Annotated in this window: 26 protein-coding genes; 12 read left to right on the top strand and 14 right to left on the bottom strand. The window is 58.3% G+C overall.

What is annotated here, in order from left to right:
• The first annotated feature begins 41 nt into the window (after positions 1-41).
• Positions 42-1208, top strand: coding sequence for a hypothetical protein (locus QMG40_RS17080; RefSeq protein ID WP_283532341.1), 1167 nt, complete (start codon positions 42-44; stop codon positions 1206-1208).
• A gap of 79 nt (positions 1209-1287) precedes the next feature.
• Here QMG40_RS17080 and QMG40_RS17075 read toward each other — a convergent pair whose 3' ends face one another.
• From QMG40_RS17075 to QMG40_RS17065, 3 genes are all read right to left on the bottom strand, one after another.
• Positions 1288-2175 carry an Abi family protein gene (locus QMG40_RS17075; protein ID WP_283532340.1) on the bottom strand — a complete coding sequence of 296 codons (888 nt, stop codon included), beginning with the start codon at positions 2173-2175 and terminating at the stop codon, positions 1288-1290.
• A gap of 364 nt (positions 2176-2539) precedes the next feature.
• Complete coding sequence (locus QMG40_RS17070; protein ID WP_283532339.1) at positions 2540-3040, bottom strand: hypothetical protein; 501 nt, start codon at positions 3038-3040, stop codon at positions 2540-2542.
• A gap of 13 nt (positions 3041-3053) precedes the next feature.
• A complete protein-coding gene (locus QMG40_RS17065) occupies positions 3054-3365 on the bottom strand; it encodes a hypothetical protein (protein WP_283532338.1) in 312 nt (103 codons plus the stop codon).
• Positions 3366-3432: 67 nt separating this feature from the next.
• Between QMG40_RS17065 and QMG40_RS17060 the strand changes: the two genes are divergently transcribed.
• Complete coding sequence (locus tag QMG40_RS17060; RefSeq protein WP_283532337.1) at positions 3433-3693, top strand: hypothetical protein; 261 nt, start codon at positions 3433-3435, stop codon at positions 3691-3693.
• An 8-nt stretch (positions 3694-3701) separates the two neighbouring features.
• On the opposite strand, the gene QMG40_RS17055 is transcribed toward QMG40_RS17060, so the two are convergent.
• From QMG40_RS17055 to QMG40_RS17010, 10 genes are read right to left on the bottom strand one after another with little or no spacing between them, the layout of a single operon-like run.
• Entirely contained in the window at positions 3702-4805 is a 1104-nt protein-coding gene (locus tag QMG40_RS17055; protein ID WP_283532335.1) for a CHAP domain-containing protein, read from the bottom strand.
• Entirely contained in the window at positions 4798-5478 is a 681-nt protein-coding gene (locus tag QMG40_RS17050) for a hypothetical protein (protein WP_283532334.1), read from the bottom strand. The genes QMG40_RS17055 and QMG40_RS17050 overlap by 8 nt, the downstream gene beginning before the upstream one ends.
• Positions 5475-7301 (bottom strand): type IV secretory system conjugative DNA transfer family protein, encoded by a 1827-nt coding sequence (locus QMG40_RS17045; RefSeq protein ID WP_283532333.1) that lies wholly within the window; start codon positions 7299-7301, stop codon positions 5475-5477. Before QMG40_RS17045 ends, QMG40_RS17050 begins: the two co-directional genes overlap by 4 nt.
• A gap of 11 nt (positions 7302-7312) precedes the next feature.
• Positions 7313-7978, bottom strand: coding sequence for a hypothetical protein (locus tag QMG40_RS17040; RefSeq protein ID WP_283532332.1), 666 nt, complete (start codon positions 7976-7978; stop codon positions 7313-7315).
• Positions 7975-9606: a type IV secretory system conjugative DNA transfer family protein gene (locus QMG40_RS17035; RefSeq protein ID WP_283532331.1), complete on the bottom strand. Its 1632-nt coding sequence runs from the start codon at positions 9604-9606 to the stop codon at positions 7975-7977. Before QMG40_RS17035 ends, QMG40_RS17040 begins: the two co-directional genes overlap by 4 nt.
• Entirely contained in the window at positions 9606-11225 is a 1620-nt protein-coding gene (locus QMG40_RS17030) for a hypothetical protein (RefSeq protein WP_283532330.1), read from the bottom strand. Before QMG40_RS17030 ends, QMG40_RS17035 begins: the two co-directional genes overlap by 1 nt.
• The gene (locus tag QMG40_RS17025; protein WP_283532329.1) at positions 11225-12760 is read right to left on the bottom strand and encodes a hypothetical protein; all 1536 of its coding nucleotides are present in this window, start codon (positions 12758-12760) and stop codon (positions 11225-11227) included. The genes QMG40_RS17030 and QMG40_RS17025 overlap by 1 nt, the downstream gene beginning before the upstream one ends.
• A gap of 2 nt (positions 12761-12762) precedes the next feature.
• The gene (locus tag QMG40_RS17020; RefSeq protein WP_283532328.1) at positions 12763-13440 is read right to left on the bottom strand and encodes a hypothetical protein; all 678 of its coding nucleotides are present in this window, start codon (positions 13438-13440) and stop codon (positions 12763-12765) included.
• Positions 13440-13799: a hypothetical protein gene (locus QMG40_RS17015; protein ID WP_283532327.1), complete on the bottom strand. Its 360-nt coding sequence runs from the start codon at positions 13797-13799 to the stop codon at positions 13440-13442. Before QMG40_RS17015 ends, QMG40_RS17020 begins: the two co-directional genes overlap by 1 nt.
• Complete coding sequence (locus QMG40_RS17010; protein ID WP_283532326.1) at positions 13796-15034, bottom strand: MinD/ParA family ATP-binding protein; 1239 nt, start codon at positions 15032-15034, stop codon at positions 13796-13798. Before QMG40_RS17010 ends, QMG40_RS17015 begins: the two co-directional genes overlap by 4 nt.
• A gap of 453 nt (positions 15035-15487) precedes the next feature.
• Here QMG40_RS17010 and QMG40_RS17005 point away from each other — a divergent pair, with 453 nt between their 5' ends.
• The 3 genes from QMG40_RS17005 to QMG40_RS16995 all read left to right on the top strand — a co-directional run bounded on the left by QMG40_RS17005 (position 15488) and on the right by QMG40_RS16995 (position 17587).
• Entirely contained in the window at positions 15488-15808 is a 321-nt protein-coding gene (locus QMG40_RS17005) for an ArsR/SmtB family transcription factor (RefSeq protein ID WP_283532325.1), read from the top strand.
• Positions 15809-15934: 126 nt separating this feature from the next.
• The gene (locus tag QMG40_RS17000) at positions 15935-16138 is read left to right on the top strand and encodes a hypothetical protein (RefSeq protein WP_283532323.1); all 204 of its coding nucleotides are present in this window, start codon (positions 15935-15937) and stop codon (positions 16136-16138) included.
• Between the two features lie 219 nt (positions 16139-16357).
• A complete protein-coding gene (locus tag QMG40_RS16995) occupies positions 16358-17587 on the top strand; it encodes a hypothetical protein (protein WP_283532322.1) in 1230 nt (409 codons plus the stop codon).
• Here QMG40_RS16995 and QMG40_RS16990 read toward each other — a convergent pair.
• Positions 17584-17877: a hypothetical protein gene (locus QMG40_RS16990; protein WP_283532321.1), complete on the bottom strand. Its 294-nt coding sequence runs from the start codon at positions 17875-17877 to the stop codon at positions 17584-17586. The two genes, QMG40_RS16995 and QMG40_RS16990, sit on opposite strands and share 4 nt — an antisense overlap.
• A gap of 52 nt (positions 17878-17929) precedes the next feature.
• On the opposite strand from QMG40_RS16990, the gene QMG40_RS16985 reads away from it, so the two are divergent.
• The 7 genes from QMG40_RS16985 to QMG40_RS16955 all read left to right on the top strand — a co-directional run.
• Positions 17930-18778, top strand: a complete 849-nt coding sequence (locus QMG40_RS16985) for a hypothetical protein (protein WP_283532320.1) — start codon at positions 17930-17932, stop codon at positions 18776-18778.
• A gap of 639 nt (positions 18779-19417) precedes the next feature.
• A complete protein-coding gene (locus tag QMG40_RS16980) occupies positions 19418-19696 on the top strand; it encodes a glutaredoxin family protein (protein WP_283532319.1) in 279 nt (92 codons plus the stop codon).
• A gap of 154 nt (positions 19697-19850) precedes the next feature.
• A complete protein-coding gene (locus QMG40_RS16975; RefSeq protein WP_283532318.1) occupies positions 19851-20429 on the top strand; it encodes a hypothetical protein in 579 nt (192 codons plus the stop codon).
• A 481-nt stretch (positions 20430-20910) separates the two neighbouring features.
• The gene (locus QMG40_RS16970; RefSeq protein ID WP_283532317.1) at positions 20911-21207 is read left to right on the top strand and encodes a hypothetical protein; all 297 of its coding nucleotides are present in this window, start codon (positions 20911-20913) and stop codon (positions 21205-21207) included.
• Between the two features lie 41 nt (positions 21208-21248).
• Complete coding sequence (locus tag QMG40_RS16965) at positions 21249-22025, top strand: ParA family protein (RefSeq protein WP_283532316.1); 777 nt, start codon at positions 21249-21251, stop codon at positions 22023-22025.
• A 2-nt stretch (positions 22026-22027) separates the two neighbouring features.
• Positions 22028-22567, top strand: coding sequence for a hypothetical protein (locus QMG40_RS16960; protein WP_283532315.1), 540 nt, complete (start codon positions 22028-22030; stop codon positions 22565-22567).
• A gap of 53 nt (positions 22568-22620) precedes the next feature.
• Positions 22621-23062 (top strand): hypothetical protein (locus tag QMG40_RS16955; RefSeq protein WP_283532314.1); only part of this gene is annotated, 442 nt, incomplete at its 3' end.

The raw sequence follows: 23062 nt of genomic DNA, 5'->3' as shown, positions 1-23062 counted from the left end.
CTCTCCAGAGCTCTTGGCTACCCAAAAATGAGGAGACCGGCATGGTCGGCATGAAAGGCTTTGGTCTCACAGACCCGGCCCTGGAACGTCTCTACGGTGACGTTAAGGGGCCGGTGGCGTTCATTGATGAGTCCTACCGTGAGCCGCTGCGCAGCAACGAACGCCCCTTCTACACAATGTCGGCAGTCATTGTTGGCCCCACTCAGGGCGAACTAATCCGGGACGTACTCATGGACATCCCGGGGAGCCGGTACTGGCACACCACCGAGTCCTACCGCACGGAACCGGGAAAACGGGTTATCGCTGAGATGATCGACTACTTATCCGAAGCCGTCGATTACAACATCATCACTGTGCAAACAGAGATCAGCCGCGAGGACCCGGGCATGCACCAGGCACGTGAGGAGTCATTGAGTGCCCTGGCGAAAGAAGTCACCCGGGGGCAAGGCGACGGGGCTGTACGTCTTCTTGTCGCAGAATCCCGCAATAAGAAGTTCCACCCAGACGGTGACAATGCCGATGCACGGAACATCAAAAGGATGCGTTCGGCTGGAACCTTGGATCGTTCGGTGCACATCCACCACACATCCCCAGGGAAGGAACCTCTGCTGTGGGCCGCGGATTTGTCTGTGTGGGCCTACCGGCGTCAAATCGCCGTGGGGGACAAAAAGTGGTTTGCACCGTTGGAAGATATTTCAACGGTCCTTCATGTTAACGGCGCTGATGTGTCCGTTAAAAGAAGCAACCCCCATCTGCCGCAGCCAAGTCCGGGGGTCCAACCAACTGTCGGACACGAACACCTGAATAATCAGAGAATTCGTGCTGGAGGGCCGGTCGTTGCTTCACGTTCCAGTCTAGTGTTTGGCGGGGCAGAAAGCGAGCCATTGGCCCGCATCCGGGCCATCGCCGCCCAGACCGGCCGCACCGTCGAACAGGAAATCGTGCTAGCTGTGGGAGCGAACGACCCCAAGCGCCTCATAGCTGCCGCGAACGTCTACTTGCACCAATCAACGACCGACCCGAAACGGGTGAAACCAAAGGTGGAAGAGTCTCTTGTTAGTGCTGCCGCAACGATTCTCCCCGTGGTCAGCGCTGACAGAGTCAAGGCCGCGCTGGAAACTATGCGCCAGCGACGCGCCACAGATTCCAGCCCTCGCCCGGAGCCGGCCGAGCAAAAGAAAGACCCCGGGCAGTCCTACCGCCGCTAGCCGGGAGTCTCATTTGCGACGAACGTTCCGCAGATTGCGAAAGTGTTCCGGACCCGGGGGCGGGGACCATTGGTTGATGTTACCTGGCCCAGAGGCTAGAGGACAACCAGTCTTCCGGTGCACCCAAATGGGCCATGGGCACGGGCTTGACGGTGGGATAGCTGGACAGAACTGCCGACAGCACACGTGATCGCTCAAGACCCAGCATCACACGCATATGCTGGATCAGTGTGAGCTGGCCAAAGATCTTGGTCATATAAGGCCCCGCATGGTCGAGATCTGGGAACCTATTAACGTCGGGAAGTCTGGGAGTTTTGCCATACACGCGATTAAATAGACGGCCGTGGTGGGCACAGGCGTTCCGGACAATCTCAAGACAGCGCATCCATGATTCCAACTGCGGGACGCTTAGACCAAAATTCTGAGCAACACTGTTTTGAACCGCACTGGGTGCGAATCCGTAGAGGTACCTGAGCGATCCCAAGTCCAGAATTTCTACCGCGGCCCACACAGGAAGCGTACCGCCATAGTTATCGAAATGGTGGGAGACAAAATCCTCATGGGAGCTATCAAGCCCCGTCTCGTACTTCGTGAGCCATTTCAGGTACGGATCGCTACCAACTTTTTTGCCGCTGGTGTCACGGCGCATTCCGCGGGGTCCCAGAAGCTCAGGTTTAAGGTGGGCACATTCATCGATTCTTCCCAGTTCGTGACCAAGCAAAGCCCGCAGGCTAAGTTCGACAGGTGCCAGCGCATCCAGGGTGGCGGTTCTGAGTCTGGCATCGAAGTCATAGAGGTTGATGACCTGGTCAAGAGTGGTCCCCGGGAAAAAATCACTAGTGCGCTTACCGTTAGCGATGACGCGGAAGGGGTACCAATACCCGCTAAGACGGTAATAGTTCACTCGACGAAGCTGTGTGATCGCAGAATCATGGTCGTCAATGACCATTCTTCGGGAGAGGAGCAATTGAACCTGCTCCTCATAAGTTCGAAACTGCTTCACAGAAGTCGACACATTTGCCCCCAAAAAAGTGAAGACCGGCCCTGTACCTACCGAGGTAGGCGGAACCGGTCATGTTACACCTAGCATAACCTCCTGGAATCACACACACCAAATCAGCAATCAGTAATTAGCAAAACGGGCAGATTCCACCATTGATTTTTGTAGCGTGCAGACATGTCACCGCCGACGAATATTGAAACAGCCCCCGGGCAAAATAAAGACCGTCGGCAGGGCTACGAATGGTAGCTTTGCCGACGGTCTCGCCCGATGCAGGGGACCGGAGCGAACACGGGAAGGTGGGTGGTTGACCATGCCCGCCCCGGAACTTTTAGCGTCTTTGGGAGAAGACGATTAAACAGCCGGCGACGAGAAGGCCAAGGATCCCCAATGGGGCTATGCCGGTGGCGAGGCCAACTCTCATGACGAGTTCACTCAGGCCCCCGTACACCGTCCAGGCACCAAGAAGACCTACCGCGATCCAGCCGAGGCGTGGTTGCCCACCGGCAGCCATGGCTCCAGCGATTCCGGTCACGCCAGCAATGACAAGGAAAACCACAAGGATGAGCAGAACGTTCTTCCCCTCAGCGGTATGCCTGAACATTTGTGCAACAGCTACGAACAGGAAAACGTAGCCGGCTATCGCCATAACGAACCCGATCCCGCTGGGGATACGACTGGAGTAGGCAGAAATGGAGTTGGCGCCGACCAAGTACATGGCAAGAGCAACACCGGTCAGCGCCCACCAAATGACCCAGGCAGTGGTATTCCAATCCGTGGCGTGATCGATTACTGGCGTCCCTAGGACGGTGGGAAGGAGAGAGCTGAGCAAGGTGATGTCCTCTTTACTTGTTGCCGGGAAGCGGGGGGATAATCGAGTTCGCCAACCAGAACGCTGTTTGGGTTGACCTGAGCATTGTCACTTTGTACACGCCGTCATCGGTAGGCACAGAGATGAGGACCTGAAAAGGATTGTCCTTCTCTGTGGTTGCTGTGGCCGTGCCGGTCATTTTTGAAACCGTCAGATAGGACGGATTGAATTTGCCCAGCTCGATCGCGAACTGATCCGTGATCCGAGGACGAATTCCCTCGAACCAGATCTTGTGGTCTGTGCCGGGCTTGATATAGGCGTCCATGGCGGCCGTGGCCGCCTCCAATGCTGCTTCCTTGTCTCCTGGAACCCAGGAAGGGGCCGGAAGATTCGCAGGGCCGTTGTATTGAGGATTGTCCCCGCAGGAGACCTGGCATGGCTGGGCCCCCGACGCGACAGGTGCAGGTTTAGCGGGACTAGCTGTCCCCGCCGGTGAGGTGGCCGCCGATGCTGCTGTCTGCGGAGCCGTCGTCTGGGAGGCTGATGGTTCCGTTGTTGCCGTGGACGCTGTGGTGGTGGGTGAGGAACTTGGTGTTGGCTGGGTTGCACACCCGGCCAACAGCAAGGCAGCCCCTAGGGCCAGTGCTGTCACTGCTTTTCTCATGATTGCCTAATTCCTTTTCTAACCGGTCACGCCGAAGGCCGCTGCTTGTTCTTTCGTGGGAACGCCCAGGTAACCGGAGGGGTAGCCTGGATCGATCGTGCGGGTGTAGTACTCCCCTGTAGGGGGCAGGCCGAAGTTATAGCCTTCTTCCACCACAGTCCCGTCGGGGTTGATGGCTTTCACGATGGCCACATGCCCGTACTCCCCAACACCGTTGGCGTTGGGGGCGTACCAAATCACGGCCCCCACCTTTGGAGTCATGGACACTTCCCATCCAACCCGCTTCCAAGCCGCCCCCCATTGACCACCATGACCGGGGCCGAGGCGGGTCGCGTTCATGGTTGATTGATTGGTAAAGCCCAGCTGGCCCATGATTCGGTGCCAGGCAAAGTCGGTGCAGTTGCGATAAGCGAATCCGGTGATCGTGTTATTGGCGTTGTGTTCGGTGTTTTTCCACGGGTAGTCATCCCCAGCCTCGGAGACCGAGTCGTTGGACCCGGACACACCGCTGCAGCTGGATGGTGGCTCCACAGTGGTTCCGGGGGTGTCACCGTTCTGGGCGTATTTCTGTGCCAGGGAAAGGATTTTGACCACATAGTTTTGGGTTTCTTCATACGGGGGGATGCCGCCGAATTGAAAGATCCTGCCTACACCTGCGTTGTACCCGGCCAAGGCCAGAGATAAGGCTGGCTGGCCCGAGCTGGTGGCCACGGGGCCGACCTGGCCCAAAAGGTCTTTCATGTAGGCGCCCTGGGCGGTGATCGCGGCTGCCGGGTCGAAGGGGTCTTTGCCACCACCGTAGCTGGCCCAGGTACCGGGAATGAACTGGGAAAGTCCTTGGGCACCAGCAGGTGAGACAGCCCGCGGGTTCCATCCCGATTCGGTCTCCAACTGAGCAGCGAGAACGGATGAGGGCACGCCGGAATCGGCGGCCGCCTTCTCCACCAGGGGCGCCCACCCATTGGGGATGGTGCCGGCCTTGACCGGTTCAGCGTTGTACGCGGTGGTAACGCAGGCGGCGGCCGAGGACCCGCCAGCACCCATCAGCACTACCGCAAACAGAGAGACTAAAAGCAAGACCGGTAGTGAGACAACGGCAAGTCCTAGCAGACCCTTACGCATCCGTATCTCCTTCTCTGGACTGAGAGGGGACCGCAGCCGCGGCCGGCGCGGTGGTGGCCTCTGTGATGAAGTCCCGGAACGCTGTGCTGGCTCCGTCCAGCACGATCCCCCCGGAAGAGGGGCGGTGTTCACGCTCACTCAAACAGTTCTTGAACGTTGACCGACGGGCCAACGCCTCTAAGGTGGGCCACAGGGCCCGGGTGAACCATTCCGTGAGCTCGAAGCTGGGCTTCTTCGACTTCGCACGGTAGGCGGCCTTATGAGCGACCATCAAAGCTGTCAACAACTCCACAGCGTCAGGGTGCAAGTACCAGCACGGGGCGATCGAGCCCTCCGTGTTGGACCAGTGGCACAGGATCCTATTCTGCAACCAGGTCACGAACTCCCCGAGTTCGACCCACAATTCCCGGCGTTTCTCCAGGTTCAGCTCTTTCCAGAACCATGGACCGCCGGCGGGGTAGTTAGTCAGTTCCTCGTAGGAGTACGCGGCGATCTCTTCGACATTCCCTAGACGTTCCAAGATGTCCGCAATGGCCTCTGCCCCGCCAAACTCCTCCGTGGCATCCGGGGTAGAGGCTGGTTCTGCCGGGCCAGTGGGGGCCTGATGGCCTTCCGAAGGAATCCATCCATCCTCGGGCGGTGGTTCTTCTTCCGGTGGCGGTTCGAAACTCATGCGCTCACCGCCTGAGTTGCTTCTGCTGCGCTCTCAGAGGCCGCCGCCTGGGCTGCTCCTTCGGCACTGATCCCTTCCTTTTTCAAGCACCAGATGCGGGAGTTCTTGAACTTCTCATGGTCCGGGCGCTCCCACCAAGGAACGACATCCACGACAGCTTCGAGTTCCCGATACATCAGCAACACCTTGCCCTGGGGAAGTTTGCGGAGCTCGTCAACACGAATCTTCGTATCGAGCTGCATCGACTTGGAAACATTCACCGTCGGAACCCCGTCCTGCCCAGTGGAGGACGAAGAAGAAGTGTGTTCGACCCAGTGTTTGCCGATCAGCTCAGAAATCTTCGTCAAGAACTTCACATCTGAGATACCACCGAACACAGTCTTGGCCGCGGCAGAATCAAAAATAGTTTCTGCACCTTCCTCACCCCACCGGTTCACGAGCTGCGAATATGTCTGCACGAATACGGACGTGTGGATCCCGTTACCGCCGCCCTCACTCATCAGTGAGGGCAGAGAAGGAAGGGCGCACGTGTTGGCTGCCTCATCCAGGATCAGAGACATGTGCGTCTCCAACTTCCCTGAGGGCGTGCTGCCAGATCTACGGATCGCAGCCTGCACCAAAGACTCGACCAAGGCGGTGACAATGGGAGCAGTGGAGGCGTTCATCGACACGCGGGTGAGGCAATACAGGGTGTTGGGTGCGTCGGTGAAGGAATTGATGTCAATTCCCGGATCCCCCTCCACCGGGCACAGCATCGAGAGAACGTTCTCGTTCTTCATCGGCCCGGTGATCTTGCCCAGGGTGGTTTTGGTGTTACCGATCGTGTCCGGGTTGTTTGTCCGGCACCACTCATCCAAGTTCCCGGCCCAGGTCTTTACCGTCGGGGACTCGGCACGCAAAACGTTCGCTGGCTCGTGCTCTTCAAAGTTCTGGGACCACCGCAACACATCGCGCATCGACCCGTTCTTCTTCAATGCAGCGGCGTGGAGCAGGGCCTCAATGATCATCACGCAACCGGCATCGAAATAGCGGTCAGCAGAGGACGGCGCCCCAGTGCGTGGCATCGCATTGACCATGGCCGAGGCCCGTTCCGAGGCGATCTGTGGATCCTTACACCCTGCCACCATGTCCCAACGGACTTTGTGCGGGTACTGGCTTAGACCATCAAAGTCGGCCACATACACCGTCCCCATATCCTTGCGGACCCCCACCGTCAGACGCAGCACATCAGGGCGGGTACTCGTTGTGATGACAGACCCGGGCGCGTCCACGACCTGCCCGGCCACCATGAACGTCGTCTTGCCCCACTTCGGCGGGGCCACCGTGCACGCCGTGTCCTCGGTACGGATCCCAATCCGTTGTCCATCGAGCACATAAACATCCGGGGCCAATGAGGAGCCTTCCGGCCCTGAAATGCGCTTCTTGAGGTCCTTAGCCGTGCTCAAACCCTTCTCCCCCGTCTTAGCCCGGGCGCGTTTGGCACGCCACCTCTTCAACGCGAACAGTGCACCAATGTAGGCGGCCAGAACGGCGACGATCAATGCCACCCACACCACCACCGGCCACATCCACGCATCGTCAGGGTTGCTACCCACCCCCACTGGGGAGCCGTAAGGGGCGCCCCCGGTAGCGCTCTTGATCCCGGACAGGAAACCCTTCCACGTTGCACCAATATCGCCCAGCGCGATCCCTGTGGTCAGCACCAGGGACAGGTGCCACAACACGGCAGCGAGGCCGAGGGAGATCCCGATCTGCCACTTTGCCCAGGTCACCGCCGACCCTGCCGGCGAATGCCTCGTTACTGATGTGATTTCATTGCTCATGGTTCCCCCTTTTACCGTCCACGGCTAAGGCCGCGGTTCCTGGCTTGTTCAAGACCACGGGCCGAATCGGCAATGTCCTGACCTAGATCGTTCTTCTTTTCTGACACGCGGATCCGCTGCAAAAACGTCTTCACACGCACTGCACTCCCCCGGCCAACACCCGTGGAGATCTGCTCCTGACGAGCCTTCAATGCGCTGTCAAAGACCGGCGTGGCCGGAACAGTCCTTCGGTCCTCATCGACGTGCCTAGAGGCCCCCGTATCAGCAGCAATATCCGCTGCCCGGGTGAGCTGATTGTTCCTCTGCTGCGAACGTTTGAGAGCCTCAGTGGCGGCAGTGGTGGCCCCCTCTTCGCTCTGTTCATACTGTGCTTTGAGTTCGGGCGTGCGGTGGGTTTCATATTGTGCGGCGATGTTTCGGAAATCCCCCATGGCAGTTACCAGCTCAGGGCTTAGTTCCGCCCCGCGCAGATCCTCGACACCAAAAAAAGAAATTTCATCGGCCAGCTCCGGGCGTGCAATGGAAGCCGCAGCTTCAACCGGTTGGCGGTGGTAGTGGCCTTCGTAGTCGAAGTCATCATCGCCATCACGGAAAGGATCAACCATCTCTGGTGTTGCTTGGTCCATCGCTTTGGGCACCTCATCCAACGACTCTGGAGCTGCGTAATCATTGCTCATGATGCCTTCCCAAGGTTCTCGACCTCGGCGAAGCCGGCATCGGGGCGCTCACTCAGGGCGCCATCTGTGTTGGTCATCGCCACTTCCCAGGAGGAACGAACATGCTCAATTTCAATCTCGGAAGTGTCCGCACCGGTTTTGAGGAAGTGGTGCCCGTTTTCCAGGCGCATAATGTCGGCCGCGGTGTCTGGGTTCAACCCGAATGTCTCCACGCACCACTGAGCCGCTTGGGGGCGTGACTGGCGGAAGATGTGGACTGTTTGGGCTTCCTCGATTACGGCCATGCCCGGTGAACCCGGCAAAACATCCGTAGCGCCCTTGTGGATGTTATAAATATTGGACAATCCAAGTCCTCGGGAAAGCTTGATGTTGGAGCGTTGCTGGACGGCCATCGGACCCGAGAGGATGTGTCCGGCTTCCTCCACCAGCACGTTGGTCCTAATGCCCCGATCCCGGCGAACGGTGCCCAACAGCCAAAGATTCGCCAACCCCATCACCATAGGGATAGAAGGGCCAGTGTCGGGGAGCTGGGAAATATCGAAGGAGGTCAGCAACTTATTCAGCTGCACGCTTGTGGAGGTTTCCCCATCAAAAATTGCCCCGTAGGTTTCCAGTAGCTCGTTGAAGCAGTACCGCATCTCCATGCCGGCCTGGTGGAGCTGTTCCAACTCCCCGGCAGAAATACCCGCAAGGCTGGCAACCTTCGGGTCAATGATGCCCAAGCGGTCGTGTAAGTCCGCCGTTGTTGGTGTCCTAACGCTCTCGATCTCGTTCATCATGGACCGGTACGCCAAGCGGATCGCTTTGCGTTCCCTGGCATTCGTGGGCTGCCCGTCACGCATCAGTGCCGGCACCGTATCCAGGTACACGAGCTGGTTGTTCATCCCATCATCGTTGACCCCGGAAATGGCCGGATCCAAAATATTGAACCGCACCCCGGACCCATCCAGAGCGAACCGGACCGGCTCATTGACCCGGCCTGCCTTCATATCAGCTGGGTCAGTGTGGAATCGGGAAATTTCGGCGTATTCGCCCTCCCCGTCCTCGTTCTTCTTATCGAAAACCACCGCCCGGCGATTACGCAGGATCAACGGCCGCAAAACGTACACCGTCTTGGTGTACGAGGACTTCCCGGAACCCACATCACCAATCACCAAAACGTTCGTGGAGGTGACCAGGCGTGGAGTGGAGTTGTAATCGGTGATCGGATCCTTGCTGATCGCCGTCTGCGAGAGCACGTCCCTACCTGCTGCGACACCAGCAACCCCTGTCGGGGCAGCAATCAAGGCAGTGTTCAGAATCTCGGCCTGTCGCGTCGTTGACGGGGAGCCGGGCATGGAAGGGGCATAGAACCCGGAGGTGGCTTTGCGTTTCTTCACCCGCAATACTGAGCCCTGCTCCTCAAAGGGGGCCCACTCCCCTAGCCCGACCCCGGCATCCTTGGCCGCTGCGACTTCCGTTGCGGCAGGGGCAGCGAACACTTTCAGCAACGGCATCCGCATGATCCAGGATCCCTTAGCCCCTGGAGCATCAACGGTGACGTGGCCTTCGATTTCTTCCATCAATGGGATGACCGGGGTGTTCTGCTCAGCGACACCCTTTTTCGCTACTTTCTCCAACACACCCATCAGGCGACCTTCTCTTCCTTATCGACCTTGCCGGCAAGACGGTTCATTAGTTTGGCTCCGGTCGTTGGCTTCGCCGGTTTCAGGCCACGAAATATGGGCCACGTGGTTCCCGACGCCGCAGCCTGGTACGTGTCCAGCCACTCCAACTTCTGAATCCCGGCAGCATTCGCGGCCGTCTCCGTCAACCGGCGGGAAGCTTTCGTCATGTCCTTCTGTGTTTTGGCTGAAATGGTGATGAAACCTACCCAGTTCACCCCATGCTGACCACTGCCTGGCAACAAATCCATGCCTCGGGCCTGGGCCGAGCGGAGATTAACATCTGTTCCTGGATCCACCAGCTGCCCCTTGTTCCGCTTCGCGATCACCGCTGCCATATCCCTCACCACGTCCTTGGAATTGAGCAATCTAGCCTGCTCCGCCGGGACGAACTCCAACTGGAACGAGAGGGTTCGGGCCCCGGATCCGGCATTATGGAGCAAGGCCAGCAACCAGTACGGGCTCCGCTCCCCCGTCTCCATCTGGGAGGAGGTAATCATCGCTGTCCGATGACCCCACACCACTTCTTCACCAGTGAACGGATCCGTTCCCTTAACCCAGTGAGCATTCCAATCATCATGTGAAGGCAACCCCATCCGGCGCGGAGAAACCCCGGCCACCATCAACGGCGGACGAGACGGGTTTTGCTGATGCAACATCATCGCGACCACACCGCGGGCGCTCATCGGCTTCACCACACCGAGCTGCGCGGACCGCAACGCCCGAACCATCGAGTCAATTTCTTGGGCCATTAACGCCCGCCAACCATCCCGGCCCTCACCGTACTGTTCGGCGGCCGCGAGGAAATCCCCACTCAACGGCCACCGCAGCACCTCAATATGGCGTTGAACAAAAGTGTTATTCCCCGTCCTGCTCAACACCTCCTCGTAAGAAGCGACAGCGGCTTCCAACGCATCGGGGGAAAGATTCTCCTGCACCCATGCCTCGTTTAACGCCAAATCCGGCGGCAATACCCGCGTCATCGACTGAACACCGCGCACCAACGACGAGGGAGAAGCATGATTAGCCAACAGCGTCCCGAACCCGGCCTGTGCCTGTTCCTGGTACTGGCCAGACTCAGCCCCGCGCAGCTGCCCAGAAACCTCGAATGCGACCGACAGGTATGCCTCTTCCCCTGACGGGGTATGCCATGCGATACCAGGGACGTTCCGGGCCGCTTGCAACCAGCCCATCCCGTCGGCACCATCTGGACGAGAACGAACCGCCGCTAACAGCTTCGCCCGCTCCCTCTTGGAACGAGTACCAGCCGCCGCCGCGTGAGCGTCCTCCCACGCCTGCGCCGAGTAGGGAACAAACTGATCCGTACCCAGGGACACCCGATTCTTCCACCGCTGGCGACGCTCACGACGTTCTAACCACGACCCGTTATGAGTGTTCACCGTCGCAGCGAACACAACCAAAGCCAGCACGACCGCGACCACTAAGCCAGGCCAGCCGAACTGCATCACCCCAAACCAACCCAGAAGTGCGCACGCCATCAATCCGATGATCTGTGGCTTGGAACGGATACCGCCAAAGAAGCTCCGGTGGGCCGATTCCCCACCAATGAATCGGTTACCCATCAGCCCTGCTCCTTCTCATCATTCATACCGTCAACGGCGTACTGCCCGCCGGCCTCAGCCGCACGCGTCGCAGCTTTACCGACCTCGACCGCTTTCTGCCCCGCAGCCAAAGCGCCAGCCGCCAAAATCGTGGGAATACCGATTGCAGCACCAACACCTGTTGATGACTCGGCGGCTCCAGCAGCAGCCATACCCTCAGCAGCACCCGCGCCAGCTCCGGCACCTGCACCTGCGCCAGCTCCGGCTTCCGCGCCAGCGCCGAGCCCGGGCTTCGCACCAACACCAGCACCAGGTTTGCCGATACCGCCAGGAGCGCCGGCACCTGCAGTGTCCGCGCCTGCGTCAGCAGAACCGGCTTGACCCTTCAAGGACCGCAGCTTCTTCATCAACGAACCCCCCTCCGGATCAGCAGACTTCCCGCCCTGGCCGCCTTGCCCTTCTCCTCCAGCGTCACCAGAGCCAGAACTGCTGTCCTCTGACGAAGCCGACTTGTTTGCCTTCCGCACTGAGGAAAGATCCTTAGGCCCATATTCCTTGGCTTGGGGGGCACTCATTGACGGGCCGCCCTGTCCTCCAACACCAGAGGGAAGGACCGGGGCGAACTTCATCAACAGCAACGGCGACAGACCAGCTATCACCATGGCAATAAACATAGAGAGGAGATTCATCAACGTCCGCAGTCCCTCGGACCACTGCATCCAGTTACTCGTAGACGCAATCATGTTGTACGTGACACCCAGCAGGAAGAACAACAGTGGGTGGCAGGCCAAGATCCCAAGCCACAACAACGGGATCTTACGGGCTGTGGACCCATGCTTCGCCGAAGCAATCCAGACAATCCCCAGAGGAAGAAGCACTCCGGAAAAGTACAGGGTGACGAGCATGACTACGAGCATGACCATGACCAGGATCAGACCCAGAATCATGCAGATCATCAACAAGATACCGACGATGACCCCGCCCGGAATCGCGGCCGCATCCGTCGCGAGCATCTCGTTCATCGAGGCCAACATTCGGTCCGAGGAGGAAACAATGCCCCAAGTAATCAACGAATCCGTCAACGCACCCAACGTCTTGACCAACATCACCCCCAGCAAGGGCCCAAACAAGGCACCGCCAAAGAAGACCGCCGACCGGGCCAATACCACTTCAAGAAAGTCCTGGCCCGCCATCGTTCCACGCGCCACCGAGATGAACTGGAACAACAACAAGAAACCCCAGACAACAATTGCCAGGGCGAAACTGATCGCGTACGCCTGGATAAACCAATCCGCACTCAAATCCGGTTCAGTCGCGTGAGAAAGTGCCGGCAGTAGATCCTTTGCCAACCCCTGAGCGCCATCACGTGTCGCCTGAAAAACCGCCCCCAACGGATCCGCTGCAAACGAAATAGCACCACCAACACCATCAGTAATTGGCTTGATTATGTTGCCAATGCCCCCGGTGATTCCATCGATGATTCCTGAACCAGCACCGTCATCTTTTGGAGGGTCAACAGCCGGCAACGGCCCAAGACTCAGCATTGAATTAATCATGATCAGCAACCCCCAGCTAACGCCGCACCATTAGTAAACAAATCCTCAAGAGTCCGTACAGGTTTGATTTCCTGGACCTTCCAGGCCTCGCTCTCCCAAACCAGCGTGACGGTTGTCAGACTCTTGGTGTTCGGTACACGAAGCCCATTCTTGATTTGGTCCCCTCCAACAGTGACTTTCACCCTGTCCTGGGTGCTGTCTTCAACGAGGTAACGCCCCTCAGCAAAAGAAAGTCCACCCGACGCCCAACCATCTTTCGGCTTAGCAGCAGTGATTTTTGCCGACAGATCCTTGAACGACGGGCCAGCATCTGTACTCGCCAGAGACTCAACGACTATTTGGCCGTCGGAAAGGGACGGATAGGGGTATTGCCATCCCCAGCGCATGAAGGCGGCTGCGAGGCCGACTGCTCCGGCTTCCGTGTGGGGAGCCTTTTTCTGTGCACCAATCAAAGCCGTCACAGACGTGTCCTTGCCCGCCAAGCACCCGTTCGGAATATCCCCACCCACTGGCGCGATCGAAGCACTAGGTGATGGTGCCGCGACAGTCGCGGACGGGTTTTTTTGGTACCAGATACTCACTCCCACGACAATGGCCAGCACCACGACGACAATGAGCGTAACGATGGCCCAGCGCGGGAATCCGCGCCGGGCCGTACCTTCAGCTTTTCGGGAAACCATTACTCAGCCAGGAACAAGATCGCGCCCAGAATCACACCAAGGCCAGCCAAGCAGATTAGACCGATACCGGCACCTGCTGCCTTTTTCTTTCCCTCAGCATGGGCGTGCGGGTTGTTCGCATCAGCTTTCGCCATCGCCACCAAACCCACGATCAGGTAGAACCCTGCAATCACAATCCCGATCGCCCACGCCGCAGCGAACAGCTTCTGCCACCACTCGGTAAAGCTTGCACCGAACACTGTAAAGTTCGGCACTCCCGGGAACGGGTTAGCGATCATCGGACGCGGCCCGCCAATCGCTTCAACCCCCGCCTGCATAGCAACCGAAGCCTTCACTGCTGTCAAAAGAGCAACACTCATCGTTTCTTCCCTTCACTCATCTTTTTCTGTTGGTCTTTCTCAAACACGTTCGCGTTCAACTGCGCCACTACCCCAGCACCCGCGGCCGTCAATGCCTGGCGCGTGCCCTGGGCGATCTTCTCCAGGGTCAGTGACCCACGCTCGGCGATGTGAGCGTCAAAGGGGACGGTATAGATGTGGTCTTCCTCGACACCCTTCTCCATGAACTGTTTCTTCAAACGAGAAGCCTTGAACTCAGGGCGGCCATCGGTCATCATCACGACAATCGCCGTCCGGGCAAGGCGGGCTGCCTCAGGCCCTTGGGTTTCGAGATACTCCAGTAGCTCCAACGCATCCGATACAGCGTCTTGGGCAAGCATCGTCGGGATCACTAAGACATCTGTGACGGTCAGCGCGGCAGTGAAAGGGCCGGAGCTGTACTGATTGCCTGTGTCCATCACTCGCATCGTGAAGTGCTCATCCACGATCGATGAAACGTCCAGAACGTTCTCCCGCGTCAGCGGTGGCCGCCACTGCGCCGTGGATCCAAACACGGACGCGAAACTTGTCTGCGTCACGCTGTAACCTCGCAGTTGCGACTGCGTACGCACAGAAGCGATGTCGGCCACCAATTCACCGATACCCAGTTGAGGCTCACCCTCAGACCGGTACGCCAGCTGACCCTTCTCATCAGCAAATTCCAGAATCGCGACAGAACCGCCTCGAATTGCAGCGAGCACGCCGGCCATCAGAATCGACAACGGCGTCTTGCCCGCCGTGCCCTTCTTGTTCGCAACCAGGATCCCCACACCACGCGTCCAGGTGGACTGGCGGATCAACGCCTCGAAACCTTCCTGCGAAACGACCATTGCCCGCTTCTGCGACTCCTGGGCGGACGGGGCTAGCTTCAACACGCCGCCCGTGGCACGGTTCAAGAAACCACGGAACCCCTCCACCGCCGGTGTAAGCGGTTCACGGTCCTCCTCAGCCACTACAGGTGCCGGAACGACCGCCACTCCGGACCGAGGGGGTGAAGAAGGCACAGCAGGGCCTTCACTAACGGGTGCTGCAACATGCGCCACCGCTGCGGGAACTTCCGTAATCGGTTCCCAATTGGGCTCACTAATTGCCTCATCGGCGGCCGCAACTACATCTTCTGCCGGGTCCGGCGGTGTGGGCAACGTATCGGGGACATCCTCTGTCTCCACATACGCACCCGCACGCCTCGCGCCCGGAAAATTCACCATTTCACTCATTGAAAGTACCCACCTTCATTTCACTCATTTGAACGGACCAAACCTCGCTAAACAGGCCAACTAGCCTCCTGCTCTCAGGAACTTTAATATTCCAATCGATGGATAAGCCACCCAGGATTAAGTGTGTGCTAGAGGTCTGACACGCCTCGAATCCACCGGCGGTGGACGACTTACTAGCTACGGCATGGCCACTGGCCTGCAATGGGGCGAGAATCGGTGAAGAACCGCCAATTATCGCGCAAGGGACGCCCCCTTTATGCATAGTCGCTACAGCCTCACCCGTGATGCCGAACCCGAAAAGTCTGTCCAAACGGACAGGGGTGAACGGCGGGCGCATTATTTGATGATTCACCAAGACCTCACACTCCCTATCAATGGACTACCCCTCTCATTCAATGGTAGTCTATCGTCAACAGATTCGCATATGGAGAGTTTTCAAGTGAAAATAGCAATATGGTTTCCCCGATACGCATCGTTCAGACGTGGCCCCAAGAGGTCGACATGGCTCTGAGCGCGTTCGGCAACCCTGCTCGTTTGGAAGTTCTCTGTTTCCTCCACGACCACGGGCCGTCCTACTTCGGAAACATTCTTGAGGGCGTTGGTTCCTCACCGTCAAGCCTCGCCCGGACCCTCAAGTTTCTCGAACAGGATTTGGGTGTCATTACAGGTGATGTACCACTTGGGGAGCGAAAGGGCAGAGCGCCCCGCTATTCCCTCAATGAAGACAAGGTACGCAAGGCAATCAACGGACTACGGACACGCCTTCTGGACTAAGCGCGCAAACATCATTTCTCGACACGCCGCACGAGACACCCTGACTTGAACCGGGTTCTAGTTATATTGGGCCTAGACCCGAACCACCACGGGCAAATTTTCTGATCGAGGGATTGAGGGAGAACCATGCCGATGCCACACAAAGGGGAACGTCGTTACGTACCCACAAGGCTCCCGGTAGCTGATGCCAATAAGCTGATGGCTTTTGCAGAAGCAACCGGAGACAACCGTGGCGATATTATTGCCCGCGCCGTCAATGAGTTCTTGCAAAAAATTGACCTTGACGCCATCACAGGACAGGAGGCTCTGCCTATCGCGCAGGCTTCTTAAAGCAGAAGGCCCGCACTAGGCGGGCCTTGACTGAAAAAACTCTCTAGCTCGAAACCTACGAAACTTCCCGGAATCAGAGTTTCTAGCTAGTTCAACACACGTAGCTTTTTCATGCCCTCGTGCATCATCATAACGATAGGTATCATCATACACGCGAACCCAATTGCGGCTACCCAGCTTCCGGTAGACGCGGCCGACAAAGGCCCCACGCAACTCCACTTGACCGTCGAGAACGTCACGACGCTTGGGTCCGGGCTGGACACCCATGCCAAAGCCCAGGCCATGGCCGATGCGGCCAAAGGTGCGTCCGCGAAACAGGACGCGTACAAGAGCGGCAGGAAGGTCCGCCGTGTCCGCAAGGAACACGAACGCGGCTTCAACGCAGTGGCTGTCGTGGTCCCCGAGGGGCACAGGCCGGCACGTCACATCATCCGGTGGCTGCGGGGCATTGAAGCGCTTCCCCAATTCCAACTGGCCCGCAAGGACCTCAAAGCCAACATCTGGCGGTTCGCTAACGCCCTGGCACAGATGCCCGGCTTTGACCCCAAGAGCATGACCATCATGCCCGTATGGGAACGCCTGGTAAACCGCTACGGCTTCCCATCCAAAAGCATCGCCAATTACTTCCGGCGCCTGCGCGATTGGAATGTCCTGGCAGTGGTGGCCACCGGCCGATCAGCGGCCAAAACACCCAAGTCCACCGGCCGCACAGAGAATGAAGCGGCCATCTACGTCCTTCTGGAAACTACCCCAAAGAAGAGTGTGGAAAAAAGTAGCGCACCGGTTCCCCTTGGGGAAGTATTTAACCCCCCGCACGCAACGCGCAAGGCAGATTCCAAAATTCAAATGGAATCGGCTCCGCCGATAACTTCTCCCAAGCGAGCCGCTGCGCGTCTCGGCGTCAATCGCCTCATACGGACTCGGAAAGAACACTTCTGGGCACCGAACGCCACTCAAAAGCAGCCAATGACCAAGCGTGCGCGCCGGGAGGCTGAGCGTCTAGCCGCAGCTGAGTGCCAATTCAAGTTTTTTCCGCTGCAAAACATCTCCACTGCCCACGTCGCCGCCCTGATCCGCCCATTGCTACGGGCCGGGGCTACGGTGAACGACATTTTGCACATGATCGACAACCGCCCCACCACAGATGCCCGATACCCCCACGATGGGGCCAGCGGCGTGGGAAACATGGGCGCATGGCTGCGCCACCGCCTCAACGCCTGGCTACGCGCCGATGGCACTTTCCACCGCTTCCCAAGCCAGAAAGCCGAGTCTGAGCGCATCCAGCGCGATGCCGAGCGCACGGCCTTCCTGGCCCGCCGCAAAGCCGCCGAAGCAGAGGCCCAGAGCCGGAACGGTGCCGAATCACCCACCCGCCCCAGCTGGCGGATACGATGCGCCAGCGACTACGAAGCCGGAAAACGCTCACGCGCCCAATCGGTAACCGGTTAGGCGGCTATGGCGTCCATGGACCGCACAGACCAGGTACGCCGGTCCTGGCCCAAAACCAGGTGAAAAGTGACGAGGGGGGATCTGGAATTATGCCCGATCCGGGCCTGTACCTGCCACACCATCACATCCATGCGAACGCACTCCCCCTTAGGCATCCGGGCAGCTGTTTCCCACCAAGAAACCCGCTCAAACCAACGCACCGGGTCGGCTCCCACATGCCAGGTCCGGCCGTCGAGCAGGAAGGAAACGGGCAGACCGTGCGCTGTGGTGGCCACCGAAATTTCATCCATGATCTAAGACCCTAGAGAAAGGCACTGACAAAGCTATGGAAAGGTTGGGGATATGACCGATTCACTAACGCCCATCACTATTATTTCCGCCACTGACGCGCAGCTGTCGGGTGAAGATCCGCTGCGGATTGAGTCCTACCGCCGCTACTGGGCCGTTGAAGGATGGAATCCTCATAAGGAAAAAATCGTTTGGGCGGAAACTTTGCAGGAGATTGTGAAAACGCCAGGGATCACGGGCGGCAAAATGGGTGCGCTTGCGGCCAAGCACCCCGTTTTGATTGAGGACATAGCGTGCCCGGACTGCGGCGGCCAGGTGTACATCACAAAGCGCCAGGAAGCCCAACAGGCACTGTGGGGAGACATTCCGAAGTGCGAGCCCTGCCTGGAAGCCCAAGCGCAGGCGCAGGCAGCCAAAAGGAAGCAGGAAGCTAAGGAATTTGCGATCCTTCAAAAGAAAACGCAGAAAGCTTTTGATGACATCCTCTGTGATGACCACCGCCCGGAGGACTGTGTAAGCAACCTTAACCACCCGCAAGTCCGCCTGTATCTGGACATGCTCAAAATGCGTAAGGAACGCGGCCGTGAATACATAGGTGATGACATCAACGGCAACCCCCAATATAGTGAACCGGCAGTGACCCTCTGGGGCTGTTGGGTGCATCATTTTGGAGACAAATACAAGAAGGCCGGCCCTGATCTTTACGAGCTCGCCCGGCACCGCATCATCAAGCCGCGTCGGCCCCTTGCAGAATCCGTGGCCCTGACCCGCCACGGACTTATCAACCCTTCGGGCTATCCCGCTGTGATGTGGGAAGTGGAAGAGGAATTAGATGGGTGGCCACTGGTGGGCATCATGGGCCGGCAGCTGCAGCTATTGGGAGACAGTGCCGAGGAAGAATGACGCGCTGCCGCTGCGGGCCGGACACGAGGCGCTTAAGAAGTTGCTCGGGATCTTGTGTAGCTTTTTGTGTGCGCCTCACCTGGTGCTGTGGGTTTGATGTGAGATATTTTCCTGAGCGGGTGCATGGCCGAGTTGCAACGAGTGTCAGACGGTCAGGGCACCTATGCCGTGGGTAACCTGGCTATGGCAGGGACAGTGGCAGCAGATCAAATGTCAGAGCCTCTAAGTAATATTTTGCACGTAATGGCCGCTCCCCCTCATTGGTGCGGCCATTGCTTTTTAACCCGCCTGCGCTGCACACAACGGCCGGACAGCTTCCCCATGGTCCAAGACTGAGCGCCGCCGGCCCACCGTCCGCTGTGGTCATGTTCTTTTCAGCCAATGACGACATAGCCAGGGAGCAGGACCCCCGGACGTGGGCACGTCACCACCGAGCGGCTTGGAGCTTTCACGCGCAAGGGGATTTAGGCGGAGGTGCTTAGCGCCCTGCCCCACATCCACCAACCAGCGCGCACGCCAGACGTAAACAAAATCTATTTGACCAACGCGAACACTAAGAACAGCCTTGACCTGCTAAAACATTCTAAAACGACTTGCAAACATATAGCATGATATGAACAGTAAGACTATAATAAGAGTATGGAAAAGAACCCAGTGCAGCTAACCATCTACACCAAACCGGCCGGATGCTTTCAATGCTCCAAGACCAAAGACCTATTCGCGGCCCAGGGCGTGCCCTTTCTTGAGGTGGACATCACCACTAATGCCGCAGCCCTTGAATATGTCACTGCCGAACTTGGGTATGCCCAGGCGCCGGTAGTCCTGTTTACCAATGGGTCTACGGTCACGCACTGGTCAGGGCTGGACCCCAATAGAATTACGGACACCATCACCCTGTATGGTGCCAAACGCCAGTAACTCCGGTACGCACTGTAAGGCCCGTAAAAACAGAGCTGACTAGGAAATATAGTAAAAAATAGGCCGTTTTGACTAGCATTATATGAACAGTAAGACTAGAATAGTTATATCAACACAAACGGTTACCACACCAAACCAACACCAGGAGAACATCATGGGAACACGAGCAATCCTCATCATCGACAACGACCAGGCCACAGGGGGCAACACCTTTTACGCCCAGTACGCCAGCCCGCACTACAAGATCACTGCCCTGGCCCGCTATGCCAGCGAAATCGCCAAGGCCGAAAACGTGCTCTCAGCTGACAGCTACGAAGCCCACGCCGCCGCGAGTGAAGACGACAATTTCACCGAACGCCTGGACGAGCGCTTGACCATGGCGGAGGCCATCGCCAAGTACGAGGATAGCGATTTGGAATATATTTACTGGATTGGGTCCATCGACACGGGAAAATCCGTTATGGGGCACCTGGCCATCTTCCACAAGGAAATCGGCGGCCGCGAGTTCAGCGTCTCGGAGGGCGTCACCTGGACCTACTGGCGTGGCCTGCATCACGTGGAAGCGAAGGAGCTGCACCACCTGGCCATCAAGTATCTTAAGACGTTCGATTCATACGTGAGCGACAGGGAAGATTCCCGTTCCAAGGAAACCCACGCGGGAATCGTGGAGCGCATCGAATGGCACGCCGAACGGATGGGCGAAGAAGCCGCCCGGGCGCTCACCACCAGCTAGAGGCCAAGCAGCAGCGGCCCCGCAACACCCGGCGGGGCCGCTGCTGCAAGCCCTGCCAAATGCCGATAGCCGGCCCATCTTGGGGGACAGGGCCGGCTATCTATCAACACTAGGCCGGTTACCACGCCAGCCAAGCCATATCAGCCTAACCCAAAGAGACGGCCAGGACGGCGGGGGAGTGGAGCCCCCAGGGGAGGGTCACGAAAATCGTGACCTTAGCCCGGAGGGTCACGAAAATCGTGACCTTAGCCCGGAGGGTCACGAAAATCGTGACCTTAGCCCGGAGGGTCACGAAAATCGTGACCTTAGCATATAACAACAGCAACACCTTAAACGCCAGCAAGACATATAAAAACAGTGTCTGATCTGCGCAAATATATTAATTTGTTGCTCAAATAACTAGCATTACATGAACAGTTCGACTAGACTAGATATATCAACACAACCGGTTACCACGCCAAACCAACACAAGGAGCACACCATGAGCAACCCGACACCGGCGGCAGTTACCCACCCTGACTACCAGGCATTTACTACCACCCATCTTGTCCAGACTCTCAAGGAGTTCATTTTCCCTGAGCTGCACCGTCTGATGCTTCCCCAGGTGGTCACGGCGGCCGAAGAGCTGACCGGCATCACAGGAGAAGTCATTACTTACAGTGATGACCACTACCGGTTCATTGATGCCGCATACGAGCTGCTGGCCGGCGATCCGCGCCGGTGGAACATCACCGGCCCCAGCGGAGCCAAATGGTGGACGACCGCCGCCGCACGCTAAAGATTTACCGAAACCACCGAAGGCGAGAGGAAAGAGGGACCATGACGATATACACCGTGGCGCTACCCAAGGGAGGGACCGCCAAAACGGCGACCGCCGCCGAGCTGGTGCTGGCACTGAATCGGCGCGGCCGGCGCGTGCTGGTGATTGACCTTGACCAGCAGGGCAACCTGTCAACGCGCATGGGCATTACCAGGGAAACCATCATTGACGCGGGGTCCGCGCAGGTCCTCACCGCCGAAGCTGACGCCCTGGACGCGGCCGTACCGGCGCAGACGATCAAGACCGAGCCCGTGCCGGGGGTGCTGGTGGGAACCCACGAGCTGGCGAACGTGGAAGCGGCACCGCCAGCGGATCTAATCATCAGCCTGCGGGATCACCTGCACACTGTTGCCGAGGTATACGACGATGTAGTCATTGATACCCCGCCATCGGCCACCGGCTTGGCCCTGGCTGGTCTAGCCGCCGCGGATGTGGTCATTGCCCCGGTGTCCACCGCCACCGAATCCTACGATCAGCTGGCCCGCCTGGAAGCAATCATTAATGAACGCCTAGCCAAGCGAATCCGCCCAGGTCTAAAAATTGATTGGATCATCCCCACCAGGTACGACCACCGCCGCACGCTGGACCGCGAAATTGTGGAGCTGCTGCACGCGAACCATCCCGGTCAAGTCACGGGAACCGTCCGCGAGGCCGTAACCGTCAAAGACGCTTACACGTCAGGGATGACCATTGGCGTCTACCGCCCCGGCGCCGGTGTCTCGGAAGACTACGCCGATGCAATGACCCAAATTCTTAGCCAGAAAGCAGGACAGTAACCATGGCAGTCAAAAGGCAGTCAATAGGGGAGCGGAACGCCGCCGCCGTCGCCCAGGGCAATGACGTGCCGGCGGCCGCCCCGACACCGGCCCGCACGGCTCCCAAGTCTGCGACCGCCGGAACCAAAACAAGGGTGGGCACGTACTGGCAACACGGCACATTCCAGGAAGCTAAAAGCGCGTACATGGTGGATCTGGATCTATCCCCGGATTCCCTCAACGTTTTCGCTGCCTGGATTGGGCACACCATCGAAAAGCACGCCCAGCACAGCCCGGAGCGCCGCGCCAAAATCGTTGCAGCTCTGCCGGCCGAACCCAAGGAGGGTGTGGGAGTCTCGCGCAGTTTCGAACTGTACGACTCAATTATTGCCAAGATGGATGCCGCCATTGTTGAGGACCGGCGCACACTGTCCATCATGGAAAACCGCACCGGCTTTGTCAGCGCGGCCGTCCGTGCAGCGATAGCTGACGTGAAGAAACGCAGCGGCCTAACGACCCTGCCACCGGCCCCGGCCCGGCTACCGAAAAACCCGCCGCGCTAACACCTGTGTATGTAACCCAAAATTCAGCAGCACCTAACTATGAAGGAATGAACATGACCTGGCTTTCAACTGGAACCAAGACTCTCACCGAGGGATGGGGCGAGTACCTGCAAGACAAAATCAAGTCTGAAGACAGGACAGACGCCGAATGGGTCAACCTGAACACAGGTGCCTCCTTGGTCATGGTGGCGGATGGCGGATGGCGCGGCGCGCACCATGGCGAATATAAGAGCCGCTACAGGGTCTTTCTTCGGGCCGCCGGAGCCAACCCAATGGAAATGACCTTCGCGTTTCTCCAAAACGCCCGGAACGGGGGAGCCTTTGAAGAGAGCAAATCTGCAGCCGAAACCTACAGTGCGGTTCAACGCAGCTGCAAGGCTGAAATTGAGCGCATCCTCCACGACCAGGGGACACCTCAGCAACCGGTGCCCCAGCCCCAGCAACTAGACAAAACAAAGTTTCTACAATTCCTGAAAGGCAACAAGAGCAATCCAT

Source organism: Arthrobacter antibioticus, from assembly GCF_030063205.1.
GTDB lineage: Bacteria > Actinomycetota > Actinomycetes > Actinomycetales > Micrococcaceae > Specibacter.
The sequence above is the reverse complement of the archived record's forward strand: the minus strand, read 5'-3'. Positions and strand labels throughout refer to the sequence as shown.